9 protein-coding genes are annotated in these 24,768 nt (G+C 63.3%); 5 read left to right on the top strand and 4 right to left on the bottom strand.

Annotated elements, in window-relative coordinates; all coding sequences use genetic code 11:
- Nucleotides 1-12: 12 nt before the first annotated feature.
- Entirely contained in the window at nt 13-1,623 is a 1,611-nt protein-coding gene (locus ACF8R4_RS15985; RefSeq protein ID WP_104834272.1) for a PvdJ/PvdD/PvdP-like protein, read from the bottom strand.
- A gap of 146 nt (nt 1,624-1,769) precedes the next feature.
- Between ACF8R4_RS15985 and ACF8R4_RS15980 the strand changes: the two genes are divergently transcribed.
- The 5 genes from ACF8R4_RS15980 (at nt 1,770) to ACF8R4_RS15960 (ending at nt 9,430) form a co-directional block, all read left to right on the top strand.
- The gene (locus ACF8R4_RS15980) at nt 1,770-3,134 is read left to right on the top strand and encodes a dipeptidase (protein ID WP_186723319.1); all 1,365 of its coding nucleotides are present in this window, start codon (nt 1,770-1,772) and stop codon (nt 3,132-3,134) included.
- An 8-nt stretch (nt 3,135-3,142) separates the two neighbouring features.
- On the top strand, nt 3,143-4,018 hold the full coding sequence (locus ACF8R4_RS15975) for a formylglycine-generating enzyme family protein (RefSeq protein WP_105946482.1): 876 nt from the start codon (nt 3,143-3,145) through the stop codon (nt 4,016-4,018).
- Nucleotides 4,019-4,039: 21 nt separating this feature from the next.
- Nucleotides 4,040-5,134, top strand: coding sequence for an aminotransferase class I/II-fold pyridoxal phosphate-dependent enzyme (locus ACF8R4_RS15970; protein WP_060501531.1), 1,095 nt, complete (start codon nt 4,040-4,042; stop codon nt 5,132-5,134).
- Nucleotides 5,135-5,247: 113 nt separating this feature from the next.
- The gene (locus tag ACF8R4_RS15965) at nt 5,248-6,897 is read left to right on the top strand and encodes a cyclic peptide export ABC transporter (protein WP_104834270.1); all 1,650 of its coding nucleotides are present in this window, start codon (nt 5,248-5,250) and stop codon (nt 6,895-6,897) included.
- A gap of 118 nt (nt 6,898-7,015) precedes the next feature.
- Nucleotides 7,016-9,430, top strand: coding sequence for a TonB-dependent siderophore receptor (locus ACF8R4_RS15960; protein WP_392492882.1), 2,415 nt, complete (start codon nt 7,016-7,018; stop codon nt 9,428-9,430).
- Nucleotides 9,431-9,513: 83 nt separating this feature from the next.
- On the opposite strand, the gene ACF8R4_RS15955 is transcribed toward ACF8R4_RS15960, so the two are convergent.
- From ACF8R4_RS15955 to ACF8R4_RS15945, 3 genes are all read right to left on the bottom strand, one after another.
- Nucleotides 9,514-10,485 (bottom strand): alpha/beta hydrolase, encoded by a 972-nt coding sequence (locus ACF8R4_RS15955; protein WP_104834268.1) that lies wholly within the window; start codon nt 10,483-10,485, stop codon nt 9,514-9,516.
- A gap of 37 nt (nt 10,486-10,522) precedes the next feature.
- On the bottom strand, nt 10,523-19,639 hold the full coding sequence (locus ACF8R4_RS15950; protein WP_392492880.1) for an amino acid adenylation domain-containing protein: 9,117 nt from the start codon (nt 19,637-19,639) through the stop codon (nt 10,523-10,525).
- Nucleotides 19,636-24,768, bottom strand: a 5,133-nt coding sequence (locus ACF8R4_RS15945) for an amino acid adenylation domain-containing protein (RefSeq protein WP_392492878.1), incomplete at its 5' end; no start/stop codon positions are given. The genes ACF8R4_RS15950 and ACF8R4_RS15945, both read right to left, overlap by 4 nt.

The following is a 24,768-nucleotide window of genomic DNA, read 5'->3' as shown; positions in this document are numbered from 1 at the left end:
AAATCGTCACCACTACAAACCGTCACGTCGCGGGCCGGGTGCCAGATGGCGGGCATACCAAGGCCGCTGAGGCACCCTGCCGGCCAGGCGATCGCCGTCTTCTTCAGGGCTGAAAATGACTTGCAAGGCCAGCTTCATGGTCTCGATGTCCAGTTTCCCGGTGCCGCCGCCATTGCCCAGCCCCCAGGCACCGCAACCTTCACGCGTAGGCCCCAGCCAAGGCTCGGCCACACGCACCCAGCGCCCTGGCGCAAACCACGGAATGCCATCGATCATCTTCGGCTTCACTTCCCCCGGGTGCGCCTGCTGGTGGGCCAGGTACCAATCGTTCAGGCGGTCGTCGATCCAGCCATGAAAGGCCCAGAACACCGGGTTGACGTGGGAGGAAAACGGATCGCCTAGGAAGTCGTTCTCGGCGCGGAACCAGCGTTCGGAAAAATCGTAGTTGCGACGCCCGTAAGGCATCGGGTAATCCGAGTTCGGGTCACGCCCCAGGGATGCCCAACGCATGTGCAGCCAATCATGGATGCCCAATTCGATGCGTGAACCCAACTCTCCCAGACACAGGGTGCTGAGGTATTGCGGATCATGCAGCTGGGCTTCCCACAGCTGGAAGTTGGCGTGCAGCCCCTGGCTGCTCTTGACGTAGTACAGCCACTGGCTGAAGGCTTCATCGCCGGCCGCCTGCCAGTTGGGCGGGACGCTGTAGCCGTCGCGGTTGTCGAGGTAATCGAAAAACGCCTGAACGCCCTGCCCGATCGATGGGCGTGCCGCAGGCAGGCTTGCCCAGGAACGCAGGTCCTGGACCTCGCGCACGCCATGCAGCATGTGCCGATGCATGAACAGAAAATCCTCGCCGGAACCGTTGCGATGGCGATCATGCCCGCGTGCGTTGCGCTCCTTGCCCAACGGGCCGACCTGCCAACCCAGCGCACGCACCATCTGCCGCCGGGATTCATCGATGCGGTGCCAGCGATCGCGGCTGGCGTGCCAGAGCTGGTGATAGTAGCGACGCTGCGGTGAAATCAGGTCCTCGTGCAGCGCCGCCACGTACGGCAGCCGCTCACGTGCCAGCACGAACGGTCGGCGGACGGCGACAAAGCTCGCCTGCGCCCCGGAATGCCCTGCCTGCGCCCCTGCCAGGCGCACGTGCCCACTCAGGGTCGCGCTGCCTCCCCCCTCGCTCCAGTCGCCCCATATCTCATCCAGCACGGCATCGCAGTCATAGGCCTCGCCAGAACCCGCCATCATCTTCAGTTGCACCTTCGGCAGCCGGTCGGCAGCCAACGGGCCGTATACCTGCAAACCCTGACCGCCATAGGGCGCAGTACCCAGGTAGCCGCGCAAGGCACGGGCACCCTGCCCTACGTCGAGCAGCAGCTGCTGCGGTCGGGCCAGCCCGGCCAGCGCCGGGTGATCGCTCGTCATGCGCCAGTCCCAGATCCCGACCAGCCGTTCACCCAACAGCGCATTGGGCAGGTCATCGACCGGCACCGCAGGCTCGTCACTGCTCAGCTCCGCTTCCTCGGCCCGCTGCCACGCCTGCCGTGCGTAATACCCGGCAGGCAGTGCTACACCGGCGGCCACCAGGCCCGCCAGGATCTTACGACGTGACACTTTCATCCACTGTACTCATGACGTGACTCCTGCTGCGAAAACGAATGGTTGAGGAAGCGATTTAGAGGGTTGCTAAATTCTCTTGGGCTCGGCTCGTTTCACCCAGCAAGTTCGAACGGCATGGGGCCGTCGTGCAGGCGGTCGAGTACGCAATGAAGAAACAGGCTTTTTTTTCGCGCAGATGGCCATGGGCTTTGGCCCTTCTGCTCTTGCTCCTGGCGGCCGCAGGCGCCTGGTGGTATTGGGTCTACCTTGCCAAACACCCCTACGGCCGGGAAATCGAACAGCGGGCCAACGCCCTGCAGGCGCGCATCCCGGCCCTGGATGCGCACCTTGACGTGCCGCTGAGCTATGGCACCGATGGCGAGGAAGCAAACCGTGATGGCCCGACCCAGTTCGACCTGGTGAAAGCCGCCAAAGGCCGTCTGAGCGGCGCCTCGATCGCAATCTGGTCATGGCCGGAGTTCTGGAGTGGGCCCAATTGGCCGCACCGCCCCACACCCGGGTTCGAGGCGGCGATGGCCAACGAACTGGAAGTTCGCTATCGGATCATCACCAGCATCGCCAAGGACTACCCTGCGCAGGCCGGCATCGCCTACACCCCTGCCGACTTCCGCCGGCTGGTCAGTGAAGGCAAGTTCGCCATCATCATCAGCCTGCTCAACGCCGCCCCCCTTGGCGACGACATCGACAAGCTGGACCACTGGGCCGCACGCGGCATGCGGGTGTTCGGGCCAGGCTACGTTGGCAACAACAGCTGGGTCGACTCGGCGCGCCCACTGCCCTTCCTGGGCGATTCGGTCGACCCGCTGGGCGGTCTTTCCGACATCGGTCGTCGCGCCATCACCCGGCTCAACGACCTTGGCGTGGTCATCGACGTCTCGCAGATGTCCAGCCAGGCCCTGACCCAGGTCACCCAGCTGAGCCGCGCACCGGTCATGGCCTCGCACACGGGGGTGCAAGGCATGATGGACATTCGCCGCAACCTCAGCGACGCGGACCTGGCACACATCAAGGCCACCGACGGGCTGGTCAACATCGTGGCCTACTCCCACTACCTCAAGCCGTTCTCGCGTCCGACCATCGAAAAGATGAACGCGTTACGCGCCAAGTATGGCCTGCCGGACGTACAGAACCAGACCCAGATGGGCACCACCACCGACCCGGTGTTCTCGATCTGGTCGGAGAAAAAGTTCGGTGAATACCTCACGCCGTTCTACGACATCCTCGGCGCCGAGCCCGAAGCGACCCTGGCCGACTACGTCGACTCGATCGACTACGCGGTGAAGAAGATCGGTATCGACCATGTCGGCATCAGTTCCGACTTCAACGACGGCGGCGGTGTGGTTGGCTGGGAAAATGTCAGCCAGAGCCGCAACGTCACTGCCGAACTGATGCAGCGCGGCTATTCCGACGAAGACATCGCCAAGCTCTGGGGCGCCAACTTCCTGCGTGTGTGGGAAGCCGCCCAGAAGGCCGCCAGGCCGGCCCCTCCTCCCGTTGCCCACTACCCGTAAGGAAACCCATGAAACGGCTGACCTCACTGATTGCCCTCGGTTGTCTCTCGCTGTCGCTCGAAGCCCTCGCTGCCGACCCGGCTGCACCGGGCAAGGTTTTCAAAGACTGCAAGGATTGCCCGGAAATGGTCGTGCTGCCTGCCGGCAGCTACGTGATGGGCACCCCCGATGACGAACTGGGCAAACAGGACGATGAAGGTCCGTTGCACACCGTGACCTTCGCCAAGGCCTTCGCCATGAGTCGCTTCCATGTGACTGCCGGGCAATGGCAGGCCTATGCCAAGGAGACCCACACGGTGCTGCCCGACGGCGACGACCGCCCGGGGCGGCTGTGCAAGAACGGCAAGCCCAGCTACCCGCAAGGCCCGACGCAGCCTGCGGTCTGCATGACCTGGGATGAGGCGCGCGGCTACATCGCCTGGCTCGCCAAGAAGACCGGCAAGCCCTACCGCATGGTCAGCGAGGCCGAACGCGAGTACGCCGGCCGCGCCGGCTCCACCGGCCCCTTCCCGTTCCCCTTCGACCAGGAAGGGGACTATCAGATCAGCAAGCATGCCAACACCTACGGGCCGCGTGATGGCTTCACCTACACGGCACCGGTCGGCAGCTTCCCTGCCAATGCATTCGGCATGTACGACATGCATGGCAACGTCTACGAGTGGGTCGAGGACTGCTGGCATACCGATTATGTTGGCGCGCCCACCGACGGCAGCGCCTGGACCACCGGTGGTACCTGCACACACCGGCAGATTCGCGGCAACGACTACCTGGAACCGCCCATCTTCTCCCGCTCGGGCAACCGCAACGAGCGCGAACCCGACGTGCGCGGCGACTGGCTGGGCTTTCGAGTAGCCCGCGCCCTTCAGGACGGTGAACCCAACTGACAATCCACAGGGAGAGTGACCATGCCCACCTTGAGCAGACGCCGTTTCGTCGCCGCCGCTACCTTGACCGGCCTTGCCCCCGCCATGCCCGTCTGGGCGGCGGGCGCAGCGAGCGATCCACCGGCGGACGACGCCATCATCCGCCTGGATTACAACGAGAGCCCGTATGGCCCCTGCCCTTCGGCACTCGAAGCAATGCACCAGGGCGCTCGCCAGAGTGGGCACTACTTTCCGGAACACGAATACCGCCTGGCTGAGCTGTTCGCCCGGCAAAACCAGGTACCCGAAGACCATGTGGCGGTCTTCTGCGGCTCCCGCTCGCCGTTGCAATACGCCTTGGCTCGCCACGCCGACAAGCGCACCGTGGTCACCGCCGCGCCGACCTATGACTCGGTGGCCAATGGCGCCAGGGCTGTCGGCGCAACCGTGCATGAGGTGCAGCTCGATGCTCGTCACGCCCATGACGTACGCGGCATGCTCGCCGCCACCCGGCAACCCGGGGTGCTGTACCTGTGCAACCCGAACAATCCCACGGGCACGCTGACCCCACGCGCCGACATCGAGCACCTGATCACCCACAAGCCGGCAGGCAGCCTGGCGATCATCGATGAGGCCTATATCCACTTTACCGACGCGCCATCCTGCCTGGACCTGGCGGTCAGCCATGACAACGTCATGGTCCTGAGAACGTTCTCCAAGCTCTATGGCATGGCCGGTGCCCGCCTGGGGCTGGTGGTCGGGAAACCGGCATTGCTCGCCGACCTGCAACGCCTGAACGGCTACAACTTCGTGCCACTTGCCGCTGCCATGGGCGGCATCGCCAGCCTGCAACAAGAAGACCTGGTCAGCGAACGAAAACACATCAATCGAGGCATTCTGCGAAACACGATCGACGCCCTGCAAAAGGCCGGCTACCGCTGCACCGACGCCCAGGCCAACTGCTTCATGGTGGCCCTCGGCCGCCCCGCCAAACCTGTGATCGAGGCGCTCGCGCAACGCAACATCCGGGTCGGGCGGGTATTCGAGGCGTGGCCGCAATGGATGCGTGTCAGTGTCGGCACACCGGCGCAGATGCAGACCTTCCTGAAGGCGTTTCTTGACGTCATGCACGGCTGAAGGCAGCCGCCTAAATCCACCCTCCGCGGCTTCGTTTAACACCTACCCAACAGCAGCGCACGCAAGGCGCTGCTCCCCCCGCCAGCGTCGGCTGATCTACTCAGGAGCACATCATGTCCCAGCCCACCCGCGGCGCCGTGCAGGACCTCTTCGCCCTGCTCAAGCCGTTTAAATACACCGTCGCGCTTTCCGTCATCCTGGGCATGGTCGGCGGCCTCAGCATCACCTTCCTGCTGGCCACCATCAACCGGGCCCTGCACGACGATTCCGGCCTGACCCAAGGTGTGGTCTGGGGCTTCGCCGGGCTTTGCCTGGTGGCCCTGGCCAGCTCGGTGTTTTCCGACATCGGTAGCAACCGAGTGGGCCAGCACATCATTGCCGCCTTGCGCAAAACGCTGGGCGAGAAGGTGCTGTCGGCCCCCATCGAACAAATCGAGCGCTATCGCAGCCATCGGCTGATTCCGGTGTTGACGCACGACGTGGACACCATCAGCGATTTCGCCTTCGCCTTCGCGCCCCTGGCGATCGCCCTGACCGTCACCCTGGGCTGCCTGGGCTACCTGGCCATGCTGTCCTTGCCCATGTTCCTGCTGATCCTGACCGCTATCGCCCTCGGCACCGTCGTCCAGTACATCGCACGGGCCCGGGGCATGCAGGGGTTCGTCGCGGCGCGTGATGCCGAGGATGAGCTGCAACGACACTACAATGCGATCGCCGGTGGCGCCAAGGAGCTGCGCATCCACCGCGCTCGCCGTCAACGCATGTTCAGCCGCAACATCCAGGGCACGGCCGACCTGATTCGCGATACCCAGATCCGCTCCATCAATACCTTCGTCATCGCCAAGACCTTCGGCTCGATGCTGTTCTTCGTGGTCATCGGCCTGGCACTCGCCTTGCAATCGTTATGGCCCAACAGCGACAAAGCGGTCATGAGCGGCTTCGTCCTGGTGCTGCTGTACATGAAAGGCCCACTGGAATACCTGATAGGCACGCTGCCAATCATCAGCCGCGCCCAGATCGCCTTCCGCCGGGTTGCCGAGCTGTCCGAACGGTTCTCCTCGCCAGAGCCGCACCTGCTGCTCGAAGACAAGGCCAGCCAGCTGCCCGCCTTGCGCACCCTCGAGCTGCGTGATGTGCGCTTCGCCTTCCCCCCGGTCGACGGCAACGCACCGTTTACCCTGGGGCCGGTAAACCTGCAGATCCGCCAGGGCGATATCGTCTTCATCGTTGGCGAGAACGGCTGTGGCAAGACCACCCTGATCAAGCTGCTGTTAGGCCTGTACCCGCCGCAACAAGGCGAGATTCGCATCAACGACCAGCCCATCACCGCGCGAGATCGCGACGATTATCGCCAGCTCTTCACCACCATCTTTTCCGATTACTACCTGTTCGACGACCCCTTCCTGGGCGCCAAGCAGGTGCCGGAGAGCGCCGAGGTCTATCTCAAGCGGCTGGAAATCGCACACAAGGTCAGCATCCGCGACGGCAGCTTCACCACCACCGACCTCTCGACCGGGCAACGCAAGCGGCTGGCGCTGATCAATGCCTGGCTCGAAGAGCGCCCGGTGCTGGTGTTCGATGAGTGGGCTGCAGACCAGGACCCGACCTTCCGGCGCATCTTCTACACCGAGCTGCTGCCCGAGCTGAAGCGCCTGGGCAAGACCATCATCGTCATCAGCCACGATGACCGCTATTTCGATGTCGCCGACCAGCTGGTGCGCATGGCGGCCGGCAAGGTGGTCGTCGAGGCGTGCGTCGCCTGATGCAATAAAAGCGAAACATTTGCATTCCGGTTTGTCATCAGCCGTGCGTCATACCCCTAGTCACCCTAAAAAAAGATCTGCCCAGCCTATCCACTCAACCTCTACAACGAGCACCGAAATGCCCACCCACCTTCGATTGAATCACTTGACCCGGGCGCTTGGCCTTCGACGCGCATTCAACGCCCAACTGCCAGCACTGGCCCTGAGCCTGGCCCTGCCCTTGGCCGTCCAGGCGCAAGATCAGCAACTGACCTTGAATATCCCGGCACAGCCCTTGAGCGCGGCGCTGAAGGCATTTGCGGAGCAGACCGACGTGCAGGTGTTGTATGAGCCCGATGCCGTACAGAACCTGCGCTCAGGTGCGTTGAGCGGCCGCTACAATCTGGATGAGTCGGTACGCGTGCTGCTCAGGGAAAGTGGCTTGCGCTATCAGTTGCGCGACAACACCTTGACCTTGCAGGCGGCCTACGAAGGTGGCAGCGCGATGCTGCTCGATGCCACGAGTATCCAGTCGAGAACCCTGGGTGCCACGACCGAGGGAACAGGGTCTTACATCACCGGTTCCACCAATACCGCAACGAAGCTGGCCCTGTCGCCTCGCGAAACCCCACAGTCGGTCAGTGTGGTGACGCGTCGCCAGATGGACGACCAGAACATGCAGTCACTCGACGATGTCGCGCGCGCTGCCACCGGTATCAATACCGTGAAGGACTTCGGTACCGAGCGTTCGCGTTACTTCTCGCGGGGCTTCCAGGTCAACGACCTGCAGTACGACGGTGTGCCAAGCAGCATCTCGGAAAGTTTTTCCATGGACGTCACTTCGGTGAACAACATGGCGATCTATGATCGGGTCGAGATCGTTCGCGGCGCGAACGGCCTGATGCAAGGCGCCGGCTCGCCCTCGGCAGCGATCAACCTGGTGCGCAAGCGCCCGGGCGATACCTACCAGATGAAGGCCGAGATCGGCGCAGGGTCGTGGGACAACTACCGCGGCCAGATCGACGTTGGTGGCCCGCTCAATGCCGAAGGCACCCTTCGCGGGCGCACGGTCATGCTCTACAGTGCCGGCAACAGTTTCGTGGACAGGGCCAACAAGGACAACCAGCTGTTCTATGCGATCGGCGAAGCCGACCTGAGCGACTGGACAACCGTCAGCCTGGGTACCGTGTTGCAGAAGGACAACAATGGCGGATATGACTGGGGCGGCTTGCCAACTCAGAAAAGCGGCAGCTTTTACCCCTTCTCCCGATCGACTTCCTTCGCGCCGGGCTGGGCACACCTGAACAAGATCAACCGCACCGTGTTCGGCGACGTTCGCCACGAATTCAACGAGGACTGGAAGCTGACCGTGAACGGCAGCATGACCTGGTCCAATGCTGACTTCCTGGCCTTGTACGGCACCAACGTGGGCAACGACCAGCTCCAACTGCGTACCAACGATACCAAGTACGACGACGAGCAGATCAGCCTCGATGCGGCGCTCAATGGTGCGTTCGACCTGTTCGGTCGCAAGCACGAGCTGGTCTTCGGTGCCACGGCACGCAAGGATCGCTTCATCAACGAATCGCGTTACAACAACAACCCCACGACCGTCGACATTCTCGATTTCGACCCTCACCTGGTCGCCACCCCTACGTACAGTGGCGAGCGCGAGCAGTACCGGGCGGTGCGCAAGGACAAGGGGGTTTATGCCGCGACGCGCCTCAACGCTACCGACGACCTGCACGTGATTTTGGGCAGCCGCCTGAGCTCGGTGAAGTACGAGTCACCGGACGAGATGGAACCGTTCGAGGAAAAGAACAAGATCATCCCGTATGGCGGCATCGTCTACGATGTCACCGACAACACCTCGGTCTATGCCAGCTACACCGAAATCTACCAACTGCAGGCCAACTATGGCCTGGATAACAAGTTGCTCAGCCCGATCACCGGCACCAACTACGAAGTCGGGATCAAGAACGAGTTTCTGGGTGGCCGCGTCAACACCGCCATTGCGCTCTTCCAGGTAGACCAGAGCCACATGCCTCAGGTGATCAGCGGGGCACAGCGCGTCTGCGGACCAACCCGTGCCTCCAGTTGCTATGAGGAAGGCGGCAAGGTACGCAACCGTGGTTTCGACATCGAGGTCGGGGGTGAGGTCCTGCCGCAGTGGAACGTGATGGCGGGGTACACCTACAGCCATCCCGAGTATGTCGCCGGCGCCAGGAAAGGTACTGACTACTCGACCGAAACGGCCCCACAACGACTGTTCAAGGTCGCGACAAACTATCAGTTGCCTGGCCGCTTCCAGGACTGGAGAGTCGGTGGCAACGTCTACCACCAGAGCAAGATCTACCTGGGCGATGTGAAGCAGAGCGCCTACAACCTTGTCGATCTCAACACGCAGTACAAGATCAACAACAACTTGAGCGTGCAACTCAACCTGAACAACGTGTTCGACAAGAAGTACTATTCGTCTGTCTTCAACAGCAACCTGGGCAACTACTTCGGAGCGCCGCGTAACTTCGGCCTTACCCTGCGCTACGAAAACTGAGCCGCTGGGCTGACCTTAGCCCGCAATGCAAAAAATCCGATGCCCGGAAACGGGCATCGGATTTTTTTGCGTCCCGGCCAGCGTTATCGGCTGCCGGTACCTTCGGCCTGCAACCAACGGCGCACGCCGACGGCAAGCTGGTCGTAGACCTCCGTGACTTCCGGCACGATGGACAGTGTTCGCAGCAGATCGTGAGTCAGGCCCTCTGCCACGATACATTCAACGTTCACCCCGGCCTGCTCAAGCCGCGCCGCGTAGGCCTTGCCTTCATCCAGCAGCGGGTCCAGGCCTGCCAACAGAATGATCGCAGGTGCAAGCCCCGCAAGCTCATCCGCCAGCAACGGTGAGAAACGCCAATCCCGGCGGTCTTCGTCGGACTGCGCGTACTGCGCGTAGAACCAGTCGAGTGTCTCGTCTTCCAGCAAATACCCTTCACCGAACACGGTGTGCGACGAACGCTTGCAGCTTGCATCCGTTATCGGGTAGCACAGCAGCTGGCCAACAGGTGTTATCGCCGCCTGCGGGCCCTGCCTTGCCGCTTCGATCGCCAGCGCAGCGGCCAAGGTGGCCCCTGCGCTGTCGCCGGCGAACACGACCCGGGCCGGGTCGAGCCCCAGGCGGCGCCCCTGGGTCGCCAGCCACTGCACGGCGTCTGCGCAGTCCTCGTGGGCCGTCGGGAACCGGTGTTCCGGGGCAAGCCGGTAACCGACCGAAAGCACCGCGCAACGGGTACGCCCGGCAAGCTCTCGGCATACGCCGTCGTGCGAGTCCAGGCTGCCTACCACGTAGCCCCCACCGTGGAAATACAGCACCACCGGCAAGTTCTCGCCCGCGTCAACCGAGGGTCGGTAAAGCCGTAACGCAAGCGAACTGCCATCGCGCACGACAGCCGACAGGTCTTCGACCCGCAGATCCCAAGGCACGGGCCAGCGCAGTCGTTGCGAAGACGACTCGAAGGTTGCCCGTGCCTGGGCCGGAGAAAGCGTGTGCAGCGGTTTGATATCAAGGTTCAAGCCAGCCAGGTCGAGGAAGGCTTCCAACGCGTTATTCAACATGAAACTCCCTAAATGCTCGGCGCTGCTGTCCTCGGCCTCAGGCCGGGACAGTCACGTCCACACAATGTTCGATCAGTGCCACCAGCTCGCGCTGGAACTGTTCCATCAGCCGCTCTATCGTCTCGGCTCTGTAGCGGCGTTTGCTGTAGATGCAGCGGAACGAGAGCACCCCGTCATAGACCTGCCCTACCGTCTGCAGCTGGTTCACCAGGTTGGCATCGGCGTGGTAGCAATCGCCCGGATCGTCGGCGGCTGGCTCCAGCAACGCATGCTCGTCGAAGTGCTGATCGAACTGCCCGAAGTAGTTGAAGGTGACCTCGGCCTGGGCACCTTCAAGCAGTTGCCGACGCATCTCACCCGAACCGAACTGGCGCAAGACCGCGTAGCCGATACCCTTTTCGGGGATGGCTGCCAGCTGCCGCTGCGTGCTGCGAATGGCTTGCGCTGCCGTGTCGTCCAGGCGTGATGTGAGGCGGACCGGGAACAGGCTGTTGAACCAGCCGAGGGTACGCGAGACATCGACGCCCTCGAACAGGTCCTCGCGGCCATGGCCTTCCAGTTGCACCATCACCGCCTCTTGGCCGGTCCAGCGGCCCAGTGCACGCCCGAGCGCCGTCAACAAGATGTCATTGACCTGCGTGCCATAGGCAGCCGGCGCCTGCTTCAGGAGCTGCGTCGTTTGTTGCGGCGTCAGCCGGAAATGGCTCACCGCCTGTTGGCTGGAGTGATTGCGACCGCGCGGGTTGTCGCAGGGCAGCTTCCCGGCGCAAGGACGAACCTGATCAAGCCACCAGTCGCCCTGCTGCGCTTCAATGGATGTTGCCTCGGCCTGCAGGCGCTCGACCCATGACCGGTAGCTGCTGGTCCGTGCAGGCAGCACAGGGTCTGTTCCAAGGCAGCACGCCGCATAGGCAGTCTGCAGGTCCTCGAGGAGAATGCGCCATGACACACCGTCCATGACCAAGTGGTGAAGGATCAACAGCAACCGCGCCTGCCCATCCGGCAGCTGGATATGCAGGGTGCGCCAGAGTGGGCCTTGCTCCAGATCGAGGCTGCGTTGCGCCTGGTTGGCCAGTGCCGTCATCGCCTCCATGCTCTCGACACGGTGCAGGTTCAGCCTGGGCGTCGTGCTACCGGAAGGCTCGCCATAGCACTGCATCCACTGCCCGTGCGGCTGGGAGAAACGCAGCCGCAGCGCGTCGTGATGCAGTTCGATATGCTGCAGCGCCTGCTCAAGGGCGACGAGGTCCAGGGCCGCCCGGGGCCTGAGCATCAATGCCTGGTTGAAATGGGCCGGATCGGGCAGCTGCTGCTCGAACATCCACTGCTGGATAGGCAGCAGGTTGAACAGGCGCTGGTCGACCTCTGTCGACAGCTGCGCCTCAACCACCGCAGGCGCGGCCTCCCAATGGGCAACGATCGCCTCGATCGTCTGATAACGCATCAAGTCGCGCAGCTTGAGGTCCAGGTCAAGCTGCGGATGGTTTCTGACACGAGAGACGACTTGCAGGCTGAGGATGGAGTCCCCTCCCCGCTCGAAGAAATTATCGGTAATGCTCAAATCGTCGACCTGCAGAACCTGCTCCCAGATATCCACCAGGATCGATTCCCGCTGGTTTCTCGCTGGCTGGAACTGCGTCGAAACGAACTCGGGTTCGGGCAATCGCAGGCGGTCGATCTTTCCATTGGGCGTGACAGGGAATTGCGCCAACTCGATCAGGTAGGCAGGCACCATGTAATCGGGCAAGTGGTCGGCCAGGCGCGCCTTCAGTTCGCCAGCGATACCCGCCTGCTCACTGACAACGTAGCCTACAAGCTGTTTGCCTACCGGGCTTTCCCTGACCACCACCAGGGCATTGCGGATGCCAGGCTGCGCCCGCAGGCACGCTTCGATTTCACCAAGCTCGACCCGGAAGCCACGCAGCTTGACCTGATGGTCGGCACGCCCCACGTAGTCGACCAATCCATCCAGGCGCTGTCGGACGACGTCGCCACTGCGGTACATGCGCCCGCCCTCGCCAGCCGGATCCGGCACGAATCGTTCCGCCGTCAGGCCCGCACGGCCATGGTAACCACGGGCGATGCCATCACCGCCGATCATCAGTTCACCGGCAAAGCCAATACCAGACGGATTGAGGTCATTGTCGAGGATGTGCAGCGTACGGCAGCCGACCGCATGGCCGATGGGTGCATAGGCAGCCTCGCAGCGTGCGCCGCCGCCCGCCTTCCAGAGCAACGGCGTGACCACGGTCTCGGTCGGGCCATAGCCATTGGTGAACAGCCGTGGCCTGAGTGCAGCCTTGACCTGCTCGAAGGTCTGCTCGGGCACGGCATCGCCGCCAAAGCAGTAGATATCCACTGGCGGTGGCTCGTGCCCCGCGTCATGCACTGCTTCTGCCAGCTGTTTCAGGTAGGCGGGAGGGAAGCAGGCGATCGTGATTTCATGCTGCCAAAGTGCCTGAAGCGTCTGTTCGGCGGTCCACATCTCGCCATCGCGAATAACCAGAGCGCCCCCGCTCGCAAGTACGCTGAGCCAGCGCTCCTGGGCCCCGTCGAAGGCGAAGGACATGAAGTGCAGTTCTCGCGTTGCAGGCCCCATTTCATAGAGCCGCATGATCGCCTGGCAATGCCGGCTCAGAGGGCCTTGAGACACCGCCACGGCCTTGGGCCTGCCGGTCGATCCCGATGTATAGATCAGATAGGCCAGGCAACGCTCGTCCACGGCAATGTCGACGAACGCCGGGCCTGCATCGGCAGGCTGCGCATCAGGCGCGAGAACGGGCAGGTGGCCATGCTCCGGCAGAGCGTCGCGGCACTCTGGCCGAGTGATCATCAACGACATGCCTGAATCCTGGATCATCCAGGCCAGGCGCTCCATCGGATACTCCAGGTCCAATGGCACATAGGCAGCGCCTGTGCGCATTACGGCGAGCAGCGCGACCACCAGCTCCGCCGAGCGTTGCAATGCCACCCCAACCACCGTTTCAGGTCCGGCACCGCTTGCCTGCAAGGCAAGTGCCAGGCGCCCCGAACGGCGGTCCAGCTCCGCATAACTGATGCGCTCATCACCGCAGACCAGGGCGATGGCATCGGGGCGATCGTGGGCGTGCTCGATGATCAGCTCTGCCATCCGTTCCGGGCGGTAGCTTGCCAGCGCTTGCGTGGCAGTGTCGGCGACAGGGGCGCGCTGCGCAGCGGGCACAATGTCCAGGTTGCCAAGGCGTACCTGCGCATCCTGCAGCAGGGTTTCAAGCACCGACTCCATGGTCTGGCGAATACCGTCGACCGCCTGTTCGCTGAACGCATTGCGCAGGTAAAGGTACTCGATCATCAGCGTATCGTTGAGGTGAACCGCAAGGTCCATGGGGAAGTTGGTGACCCCCACATCATTGGAATCACCAAACTCCAGACCTGCCTCGGGCGCCTCACGCAAACCTTCGTCGATGGGGTAGTTCTCAAAGACGATGATGCTGTCGAAGAGTTTCTGCCCCGGCACGGCCGACCAGCGTTGAACCTCGTTCAACGGCGTATGCGACCAGTTGCGCAGCTCGACGTTGTAGGCCTGCAAGGCCTGCAGCCAGTCCGCCAGGCGCATCAGAGGGTCCAGCGTCTGCGACACAGGCAAGGTATTGATGAACAGGCCCAAGGTGGTGTCGGCATCCTGCAGCGACTCTGGGCGCCCGGCCACGGTCGCGCCGAACGTGACGTTGCGCTTGCCCGTGTAGCGCTGCAGCAGCAGAAGCCAGGCGCCCTGGATCAGGGTGTTAGGGGTAATACGCAACGTTCGGCAGTACTGCTGAAGACGTTTGGTCCATGCGGCGTCACGCCGGGTATACAGCGCGTGGTGGCCCGGTTCATCCGAAGTGTGCCGTGGGTACACGGCTTGACTGAGCGACGTCACCTCGCTGTGCGCCAGGCTGGCGCGCCAGAACGCTTCCTGACGAGATTTGTCCTGCGCCTGCAACCAGGCAATGAAATCGCCGTAGCGGCCGCTGGAGCCAGTGACCGGTTGGCCGGCGTAATGCTGCATCAGTTCGGCAAACAGCCTGGACTTGCTCCAGCCATCCATCAACAGGTGATGGCTCGTCCATATCATCTGGTAACTCGACGACGTCAGTCGAACCAGCACCATGCGGTGCAACGGCGCCTGCGTCAGGTCAAAACCTGCCACCAGCTCCTCACGCGCGACCTCACCGGCCAACCTGTCCGGCGCTGCATCCGCCCGGGCGTCGATTTCGCGCATCGGCATGTGCGCCTGGGCGTGCACGATCTGTACCGGCTCATCCAGCCCGACCCAGTGGAAACTGGTGCGCAATACCTCGTGCCGTGCGATGACCGCTGCCCATGCGCCGACGAACGCCTCAATATCGAGCCCGCTGATTGGCAGGCTGACCTGGTTGATGTAGAGATCATTGCCACTGTCTTCGATCGAATGGAACAGCATGCCCTTCTGTGCAGGCGACAGCGGGTACATGTCGGCGATCTCGGCGATCGGAACCGGCAGCTCGTCCAGTTGCGTCTGGCTGAGCGAACACAGCGGGAAGTCGGACGGGGTGGCCCCTGCGACGCCTGGCAGGGTGCAGTGCTCGATCAGCGCCACAAGCTCCAGATGGAACGCTTCAGCCAGGCCTTGAATGGTGGAATCGCTGAAACGCCGTGAGCTGAAGCGCCAGTCGATGCGCAACCCCTCCGGCCATACCCGAGCATCGACCGACAGACCGTTGCCGCACGACGATTCACGCCCTTCCCCGTTCTGCAATGGCTCGAACAGCACGTTGGCCAGCGCCTTCCGGTAGCTGAAGGAGCACTGCGGCACCGGCAATGCGGCCAAGGTTTCCCTGCTGGCTTCGTCTCCCAGATAGCGTAACGCGGCGAACGACAGGCGCTTGTCTGCAGCCGTACGCAACTGTTGCTTGAGCCCCTTGATCGCGCCATCCAGCGTGGTCTTGTCAATGTCGAGAACGACAGGGAACGGATAATCCAGGCAGCCAACCGTGCGGCTCAGATCGATACCCGAGCATGTCTGGCGACGGGTATCAGCCTGCACGCCAAGCAAGACCCTGTCCTGGCCTGTCCAGCGGGCCAAGACACGCGTCAGCGCGACCAGCAGCAGGTCGCCGGGCTCGGCGCGGTAGGCTGCGGCGGCCTGCTCTGTCAGGCGTCGGGTCAGGTCGAGGTCCAGCCAGGTACCCAACGTTGCACTGTCGGCGGGCGCCCCTGCTTCTCGTGGGCTGCCAACCAGCTCGTCACTGATCCCGGCCAGTGCCTTCTGCCAATGGCTCAATACGCTCGGAGCATCCTCGAGCGAGTCATGCACGGAATACGCCCAGCGCTGAACCGAGGTGGACTTGGCGGGAAGCGCCACAGGTTGCCCTGCGTCGAGCTGCTCGCAGGCCAGGCGCAGATCCTGCAGGACGATGTCCCGGGATGCCTCGTCCATCGCCAGCGCATGGTTTACCAGCAGCAGCCGTTGGCTGCCATCTGCCAGCGTCGCCAGGACTGCCCGGACCAGGATGCCTCTATGGACATCGAGGCTGGCACCCGCCTGCCTGGCCAACGCGTCCAACTGTGCCGGGTCCTGCACGGCTGCATGCCAAAGCACGGGCTCCTTCTGCCAAAGCGCCTGGTGTTCGCAAAGCGGCGCGCCGTGCGCCTCCTGCGCGGCATTGAACGCCAACCGCAACCCGTCGTGGTGCGCCAATACGGCCTGCAAGGCCTTTTCCGTCGTGTCGGGGTCAAGCGCACGGGTAGGTCTGAGCGTCATCACCACGCTGCCAGGCGCATCACCATTGCCCTGCAGTTCGAAAAAGCGTGCCTGGGCGGGCAGCAAGGGCACCTTGCCGATGATCGGCCCCTGGTCGAACGTCGACGTGCCGCCGTCATCCTGCTCTGCCACGGACGCCAGCCCCTGGATGGTCTGGTGCTGGAACAACTGCTTGGGCGTGAAACGTATACCTTCCCGACGGGCCCGACTGACGACCTGGATCGACACGATCGAGTCGCCTCCAAGCTCGAAGAAGTTGTCGGTGATGCCCACTCTTTCAAGCTTCAGCACATCGGCCCAGATGCTCACGAGCTTCGCTTGCAGCGCGCTCTGCGGTGGCACGTAGGCTCTCTGCTGCTGGCTCACATCCGGCTTGGGCAGCGCTTTGCGGTCCAGCTTGCCATTGGGGGTAAGCGGCAAGGCCTGCAGCGCCACCAGGTAGCTCGGCACCATGTAGTCGGGCAATGCCGCCTTGAGATGTTGCAGGATTTCCTCATGACTGGCCGCCCCTTCATCAAGCACCAGGTACGCAGCCAGCTGCTTGGCATGGCGCCCATCGATGTCGATCACTACCGCCTCGCGAACACCCGCATGCTCAAGCAGACTGGATTCGATCTCGCCCAGCTCGATGCGCAAGCCGCGGATCTTCACCTGATGATCGATACGCCCCACGTACTCGATCACGCCCCCTGTTCGATAACGCGCCAGGTCGCCGGTGCGGTAAAGCCGCCCCCCGCCCTGCTGGCTGGCATCGTGAGGGTCCGGGACGAACCGTTCGGCGGTGAGGCTCGGCCTGCGATGGTAGCCTCGCGCCAAGCCGACGCCGCCCAGGTAGAGCTCGCCGTTTGCGCCATGAGGAAGCGCAAGCAGATCGCGGCTGAGAATGTGCGTCTTGAGGTTGTCGATGGGCGTGCCGATCGGGACGCTGCCCGGACACGATGGCCGGCAGGTCCAGTGGGTTACGTCGATCGCAGCTTCGGTAGGGCCATAAAGGTTGTACAGGCTGGCGTGTGGCAATCGGGCCAAGGTCTGCTCCGACAGATCGGCAGGCAACGCCTCGCCACTGCAGACGACACGTCGCAAGGTATCGCAGCGCTCGACATGCTCGCAGGTCATGAACGCCTGCAACATCGATGGCACGAAATGCAACGTCGTCACACCGTGTCGCTGAATGGTGCTCACCAAGCGCTCAGGGTCGCGGTGGTCACCCGGTTGCGCAAGCGCCAGCCTGGCGCCGGTCAACAGGGGCCAGAAGAACTCCCACACCGAGACGTCGAAGCTGAAGGGGGTCTTTTGCAGGACCGTATCAGCGGCGCCCAGACCATAGGCCTTCTGCATCCAGATAAGGCGGTTGACCAATGCCTGGTGCGCGTTGGCTGCACCTTTCGGTCGCCCTGTCGAGCCCGAAGTGTAAATCACGTAGGCAAGGTGTTCGGGGTGGGTGAGGTGCACGGGATCGTTGGCGCTGAAAGCCGTCAGCCAACTGTCGTCGTCATCCAGCACAATGCTGCGCACACTGGAAGGGATCGGCAGGTGTTCGAGCAATGCACGCTGCGTCAGCAGTAACCCGATCCCGCTGTCGTCCATCATGTAAGCAAGCCGATCCCTCGGATACTCAGGGTCGAAGGGAACGTAGGCGCCGCCGGCCTTGAGGATAGCCAGCAGGCCCACGATCATTTCCAGCGAGCGTTCGACCGCGATGCCGACCAGCACGTCGGGCCCTACCCCCTGCTCGCGCAATGCGTGAGCGAGGCGGTTGGCGCGCTGATTGAGCTGTCGATAGGTGAGCTGCTGTTCGCCGAACAGAACGGCCAAGGCATCAGGTGTTTCGCCTGCCTGCGCCTCGATCAACTGATGCACGCTCCGATCAGCGGGATAAGATGCCTGGGTGTGGTTCCAGTGTTCGAGAATTTCCTGCTGTTCATCGGCCGCGAGTAGGGGCAGCTCGCCGATCCGTTGCCGAGGATGGTTAACGATCGATTGCAGCAGGTTGATCCAGTGCCGCGCCATGCGTTGCACGGTTGGCTCATCGAACAGCGCCGTGGCGTAATTGAGCTCTGCCGAGATACCTTCGTCGTGCTCGACGGTGTTCAGGGTCAAGTCGAACTGCGCCGTCTTGCGTTGCCAGGCAATGTGCTCGACCAGCAGGCCAGGCAGGCTACGCTGCGTACCTGCGGCGACTTTCTGGTGGTTGTACATGACCTGGAACAGCGGGCTGTGGCTCAGGCTGCGCTCAGGGTGCAGCGCCTCGACCAGTTGTTCGAAAGGCAGGTCCTGGTGGGCTTGGGCATCCTGCGTCATCTGGCGCGTCTGGGCCAGCAGGTCGCTGAAGTGCACAAGCGAACCGAACTCGGCCTTGAGCACCTGGGTGTTGACGAAAAAGCCGATCAGCCGCTCGGTTTCGACACGGTTGCGGTTCGCGACCGGGATGCCGATGCGGATGTCATCCTGCCCACAGTATCGATGCAGCAAGGTCTGGAAGCTGGCCAGCAGCAGCGTGAAGAGTGTCGCACCCTGCTGCTGCGCCAGTTGCTTGAGGGCATCGGCCAGACGGCGTTCGACCTCAAGGTGCACGCTGGCGCCCTCGAAACACTGGTTCGCTGGGCGCGGGCGGTCGCTGGGCAGCTCGAGAACCGGGTGCTCGGTCCCCAGGTGCTGCTTCCAGAACGCCAACTGTCGCTCCTGCTCCCCCGCTTCCATCCAGTGCCTTTGCCAGATGGCATAGTCGGCGTACTGAATCGGCATCTCAGGAAGCGCGAGGGGCTGGCCCATGCAGTGATGCCCGTAGTGCTGGATCAGCTCTTCGACCATCAGGTGCATCGACGAGCCGTCAGTGGCGATATGGTGCAGCGTAATGATCAACACATGATCATCTTCTGCTACCCGTAGCAGCCTGACTCGGACAGGCCGTTCGTGCTCAAGATCGAAAGGCGCGCGGGCCTCGGCCTCTACAAGCGCCTGCAGGCGCTGTTCGAGATCGATTGCCGGTTCGCGGTCGACCTGCTCGACATCGAGCGTGAACACGCTTTGTGGATGAATGATCTGCACCACCTGATCGTCGTTCAGACCAAACGTGGTTCGCAGGGTCTGATGGCGTGCCTGCAGTGCCTCGAAGCTCGCGCGCAACGCCTCGCTATCCAGTTCGCCCTTGAGCCTCAAGGCGACTGGCAGGTTGTAGGCAGATCCCTGGGGGTCCATCTGCCAAAGGAACCACTGGCGCTGCTGGGCGAACGAAACCGGGATGACGTCGAACAGTGTTTGAACGCAAGGCACTGGCAAGTTGGCCGGAGAAATGTTCTCGGCGTGCATCTTCTGCAGATACAGCTTGCGCTTGGCCAACGGCAGCGTGACAAAACGCTTGGCGATATTCAGCGCGGCATCATTACTCATTCATTCACCTCGAACTCTTCAAAAAGCATATCCAGACGCTGCAGTTTTTCGTCGAAAGCCGACGCGTCGCCGATGGATTCGATGTATCTGGCGAAATCGCCCAGGACCGGGTGCTGGAACAGCACGGCCGGTTCCACGGTCAATCCCAGGGAAAGTTGCAAGCGCGAGAGCACCGACAGCGCCAGCAGCGAATGCCCGCCCAGGTCGAAGAAGTTGTCATTGAGACCGACCTTCTCGACATTCAGCAGCTGTGCCCAGACGGCAGCGACCTGCTGCTCGACCGCGCTCTGCGGCGCGACATGGCCTTGCTGCGATACGCCAAGGTCGGGCTGGGGCAAGGCTTTGCGGTCCAGCTTGCCGTTGGGCGTCAGCGGCAGCGCATCGAGCCAGGTCAGGTACGCGGGGACCATGTAATCCGGCAAGGCCGCGCGCAGCTGTTCGCGCAGGTGCCGACGCAAGGCGCTGCGCTGCTCCTCCGTCGCGACCACTTCGCCGTTCGAGACCAAGTAGCCGGCCAGTTGCTTGCCGCCAGGCCCATCGATGTCGATGACCACCGCCTCGCGCACCGCAGGATCATCAATCAGCCTTGCCTCGATCTCGCCCAGTTCGATGCGATAGCCCCGCACCTTTACCTGGTGGTCGATGCGGCCCACGTACTCGAGCAGGCCATCGCTGCGATAGCTGACCAGGTCACCCGTACGGTAGAGCCTGCCACCGCCCTGCCCGCTACGATCGTAGGGGTCCGGGACGAAGCGCTCGGCGGTCAACGCGGCGCGGCGCTGATACCCCCGGGCCAGGCCATCGCCACCGATCATCAGTTCCCCGGCCATGCCGGCCGCGGCTGTCGAGAGATCGTGCGCCATGACCTGCAAGGTGGTGTTGGCAATCGGCTTGCCCAGCAACGGCAAGGGGTGTTCGTTGTCCAAGCAGTACGCCGCCGACCAGATCGTCGTTTCGGTTGGCCCGTAAAGGTTCCAGATGCGACCGCACAACGGCAGGAGCTGCTCGGCCAGGTCGACAGGCAGTGCCTCACCGCCACTGATGACCTTACAGCCACGCAAGGTCTGCGCCGGCAGCGCCTGCAACAGCATGCGCCAGGTCGACGGTGTGGCCTGGATGGTGGTGATGGCGTGGCGCTCGATCACCGCCTGCAGCGCCGACGGGTCCTTGTTCTGGCGCTCGCCGAGCAGTACCACCGAAGCCCCGGCCAACAGCGGCAGGTATAGCTCCAGGCCGGCGATGTCGAACGACAGCGAAGTCAGCGCCAGGACCCGGTCGCTGGCGTCGATCCCAGGCTCGACAGCCATGCTGGCGAGGAAGTTGACCAGTGCCTGGTGGCGTACCTCGACCCCCTTGGGCCGACCGGTGGAACCGGAGGTGTAGATGCAATAGGCGAGATGCTCGGGGTGCTGCACGATGCCGAGATTCTCGCCATCGAAGGCCTCGACCTGATGCCAGTCGCTGTCCAGGCACCAGGCCTGCGCGCCGTGCGTGGGCAGTTGCGGCAGCAGATGACTGAGGGTCAGCAACAAGTGCGCCCCACTCTGCTCCATCATGTACGCCAGGCGCTCGCGGGGGTATTCCGGGTCCAGTGGCACATAGGCGCCGCCGGCCTTGAGAATCGCCAGCAGGCCCACGACCATTTCCACCGACCGTTCGACGGCAATCGCGACCAGCACATCTGGCCCGACGCCCAACGTGCGCAACTTGCTCGCCAGCCGGTTGGCTCGCTGGTTGAGCTCATGGTAGCTCAAGGTCTGTTCGGCAAACCGCAATGCCGGGGCCTCAGGGGTACGCACAACCTGCATTTCGAACAACTCGGGCAGGCAGTGCGCCTGCGGGTACTGCATCTGGGTACGGTTCCAGTCGTGGACGATGCGCTGTTGTTCCTGGTCATCGAGCATCCGCAGTTCACCGACAGGGGTATCGGCGTGTTGCACCAACGCGTGCAGCAGATTGGCAAAGTGCCGGGCGATCTGCTCCACGCCGGTGTCGCCGAGGTGGCTGCGGTCGTAGTGGTAATGGATCGTCAGCGCATTGCCCGACTCGATCATCAGCGTCAACGGATAGTGGGTCCGCTCACGATTCTGCGTGCCCGAAAACACCAGGCCTGCGCTGGAACCCTGCTGCAGGACTTCGCCGACCGGGTAGTTCTCGAACACCAGCAGCGTGTCGAACAACTGCTCACCGGCCGAGCCTGCCCAACGCTGAATGTCATAGAGCGGCGTGTGCTCATGTTCGCGCATGCTCAGGTTCTGCGCCTGCAGACGTTCGACCCACTCCCCCACCCGCAGGTCAGGCTGCAGCCTGCCAGCCACCGGCAAGGTGTTGATGAACAGGCCCAGCTGCTGCTCGACACCGCGCAGGTCTGCCGGCCGTCCGGCAACCGTGGCACCAAATGCCACGCCTTCCTGGCCGGTATAGCGGTGCAACAGCAGTAGCCAGGCAGCCTGCAGCAAGGTATTGACCGTCACCCGCCGTTGCCTGGCAAACGCGCTCAACGCCTGGAAGCACGCCGGGTCGAGCGTCTGATGATGTTCGCCATGGCCAGTGTCGGCGCGGCTGCGATCCTGACGCAGCGCCTGAGCCAGGCGCGTGGGCTCGGTGAGGTGCAGCAATTGCTGGCGCCAGAACGTCTCGCTCTGCCCCGCGTCCTGGCGCTGCAGCCACTCGATATAGTCGCGGTAGCGGCCTGCCGGGTGCTCCAGGGCAACGCCTGCGTAGTGTTGCAACACCTCGCCCAGCAGCTGCGCATTGCTCCAGCCATCCATCAGGATATGGTGGCTGGTAAAAATCAGGTGATGCCGGCCGCTGCCTGTACGGATGGCCGTCAGTCGCAGCAACGGTGCGGCCTGCAAGTCGAAGCCACGCCGACGATCCGCCTCGGCCCAGGCATCCAGACGCCCCTCGAAGTCATCCTGGTCCTGGTCGCCCCAGTCCAGCACGTCGAACGGCAGCTCGACCTGCTTGCGAATCACCTGCACCGGGCGTTCCAGATGGGCGACGAATGCGGCGCGCAATACGTCGTGTCGATCCAGCATTGCCTGCCAGGCACGCTTGAAACGCTCGATATCCAGCCCCGAGACGTTGACTCGCATCTGATTGACGTACTCACCCTGGCCCTGCTCGAAGACCGTGTGAAACAGCATGCCCTGCTGCATGGGCGAGAGCGGATAGACGTCATCGATGGCAGCCGCCGGGATCGGCAACGCATCCAGCTGGGCCTGGTCCAGCGCTGCCAGCGGCACATCGGACGGTGTCAGGCCGACCGCGCCCTGGCTGACGCAATGGTCGATCAACGCCTGGAGTTCGGTCATGTATTCATCGGCCAGGGCCTGGACCGTGGCGCGGTCGAACATGGCCTGGCTGAACGTCCAGGCCAGGCTCAACTCGCCGGCATAGACCTGCCCGTTGATCGACAGCAGGTTTTCCAGCAGGGCCTCGGCAGACTGGCTGGCGCCGCTGCTTTCGCTGGCTGGCTGCAGGAATCGCTCGGTGCCCGGGCCCGCGCCTTCGGCAAAGGTACTGTCAAGCTGCCCCAGGTAATTGAAGGTGATGGGGGGCACTGGCAGGCCAGCCAGCACATCGTGTGCGTGCGAATCCCCCAGGTAGCGCAGCGCGCCATAGCCGATGCCCTTGTCGGGGATGGCGCGAAGTTGCTCCTTGATCCGCTTGATGGAGGCGCCGAGGTCCGACGCAGCGGTCAGCTTCACGGGGAAGAGGCTGGTCAGCCAGCCGACCGTCCGCGTCAGGTCGACCGCATCGAACAAGTCTTCACGGCCGTGCCCTTCCAGTTGCACCAGCACGTCTCTGCGTTGGGTCCAACGGGCAACCACCCGGGCCAGTGCGGTCAGCAGCAAGTCGTTGACCTGGGTGCGGTATGCCGTCGGCGCCTGTTGCAACAACCGCGAGGTCTGCTGCCGGTCCAGGCGTGCATGCACCGTCGCGCCGTGGCGGCCATGCAACGAACCATCCGCCCTGTCCAGAGGCAGTTGCGGGTCAACCCCTTGCAACTGCGACTGCCAATAGCCGAGCTCTGCCTGCAGCGCTTCGCTTTGCGCGTAGGCCTGCAGCCGTTCGGCCCAGGCTTTGGTCGAGGTGGTCTTGGCAGGCAACACGGCAGGCTGACCTGCCATGTGACGGTCATAGGCGCTTTGCAGGTCTTCCAGGAGAATGCGCCAGGACACGCCATCCACCGCCAGGTGATGAATCACCAGCAGCAGGCGCTGGCTACCATCGGGCAGGGTCGCCAATACACCGCGCAACAGCGGCCCCCGCTGCAGGTTCAAGCTGCGCTGCGCGCGCTCGCACAGGGCGTGTAGCGCGTCCGGATCGGTCAGGGTCTCGGCCCACAGCAACCCGGCCTCGACGTCGCCCGGCGCACAATGAGCGGCGTGCCAAGCGCCCGCGTCCTGGGGTGGCGTGAAGCGCAGGCGCAACGCATCATGATGCTCAAGCAGCGTGTGCAAGGCCTTCTCCAGCGCGGCGCTATTGATGACCTTGGTCGAGGTCAGCAGAACCGCCTGGTTCCAGTGATGTGGCTCGGCGATCGACTGTTCGAGGAACGCCTGCTGGATCGGCAGCAAGCGTGTCTCGCCGATCACCGGCGCCTGGTCGATCTGCGGGCCGTTGCCTTCCATGCGCGTGGCGACCGAGGCCAGGTCTTGTACGGTCTGATGCTGGAACAGCGCCTTGGGCGTGAAGCGGATACCGGCCTGCCTTGCCCGGCTGACGACCTGGATCGAGATGATCGAGTCCCCTCCCAGTTCGAAGAAGTTGTCCGTCACACCGACCTGATCGAGCTTCAGCACCTCGGCCCAGATCGTCGCGATCTGTTGCTCCAGCGCGTTGCGCGGGGCCACGTAGCTGTCTTGCAGCACACTGGCATCGGGCTTGGGCAGGGCTTTGCGGTCCAGCTTGCCGTTGGCCGTCACGGGCAGGCGCTCGAGGAACAGCAAGTGGGTCGGGACCATGTAGTCGGCCAGGCCGAGCCTGAGGTGCTCGCGCAGTTCGCCGCGCAGCGCACTCTGTTGCTGTGGGTCGCTCGGCAGGTCGCCGGCCATGACCAGGTACGCGGCCAGTTGCTTGCCACCCGGCCCGTCGATGTCCAGCACCACCGCCTCGCGCAC

The organism is Pseudomonas sp. FYR_2 (assembly GCF_043106425.1).
Lineage (GTDB): Bacteria > Pseudomonadota > Gammaproteobacteria > Pseudomonadales > Pseudomonadaceae > Aquipseudomonas > Aquipseudomonas monteilii.
The sequence above is the reverse complement of the archived record's forward strand: the minus strand, read 5'-3'. Positions and strand labels throughout refer to the sequence as shown.

Bases quoted from the DNA above. Each gene is read 5' to 3' on its own strand.
- ACF8R4_RS15960 (WP_392492882.1), top strand. From the start codon at position 7,016: ATGCCCACCCACCTTCGATTGAATCACTTGACCCGGGCGCTTGGCCTT.
- ACF8R4_RS15965 (WP_104834270.1), top strand. From the start codon at position 5,248: ATGTCCCAGCCCACCCGCGGCGCCGTGCAGGACCTCTTCGCCCTGCTC.
- ACF8R4_RS15980 (WP_186723319.1), top strand. From the start codon at position 1,770: ATGAAGAAACAGGCTTTTTTTTCGCGCAGATGGCCATGGGCTTTGGCC.
- ACF8R4_RS15950 (WP_392492880.1), bottom strand. From the start codon at position 19,639: ATGAGTAATGATGCCGCGCTGAATATCGCCAAGCGTTTTGTCACGCTG.
- ACF8R4_RS15985 (WP_104834272.1), bottom strand. From the start codon at position 1,623: ATGAAAGTGTCACGTCGTAAGATCCTGGCGGGCCTGGTGGCCGCCGGT.
- ACF8R4_RS15970 (WP_060501531.1), top strand. From the start codon at position 4,040: ATGCCCACCTTGAGCAGACGCCGTTTCGTCGCCGCCGCTACCTTGACC.
- ACF8R4_RS15975 (WP_105946482.1), top strand. From the start codon at position 3,143: ATGAAACGGCTGACCTCACTGATTGCCCTCGGTTGTCTCTCGCTGTCG.
- ACF8R4_RS15955 (WP_104834268.1), bottom strand. From the start codon at position 10,485: ATGTTGAATAACGCGTTGGAAGCCTTCCTCGACCTGGCTGGCTTGAAC.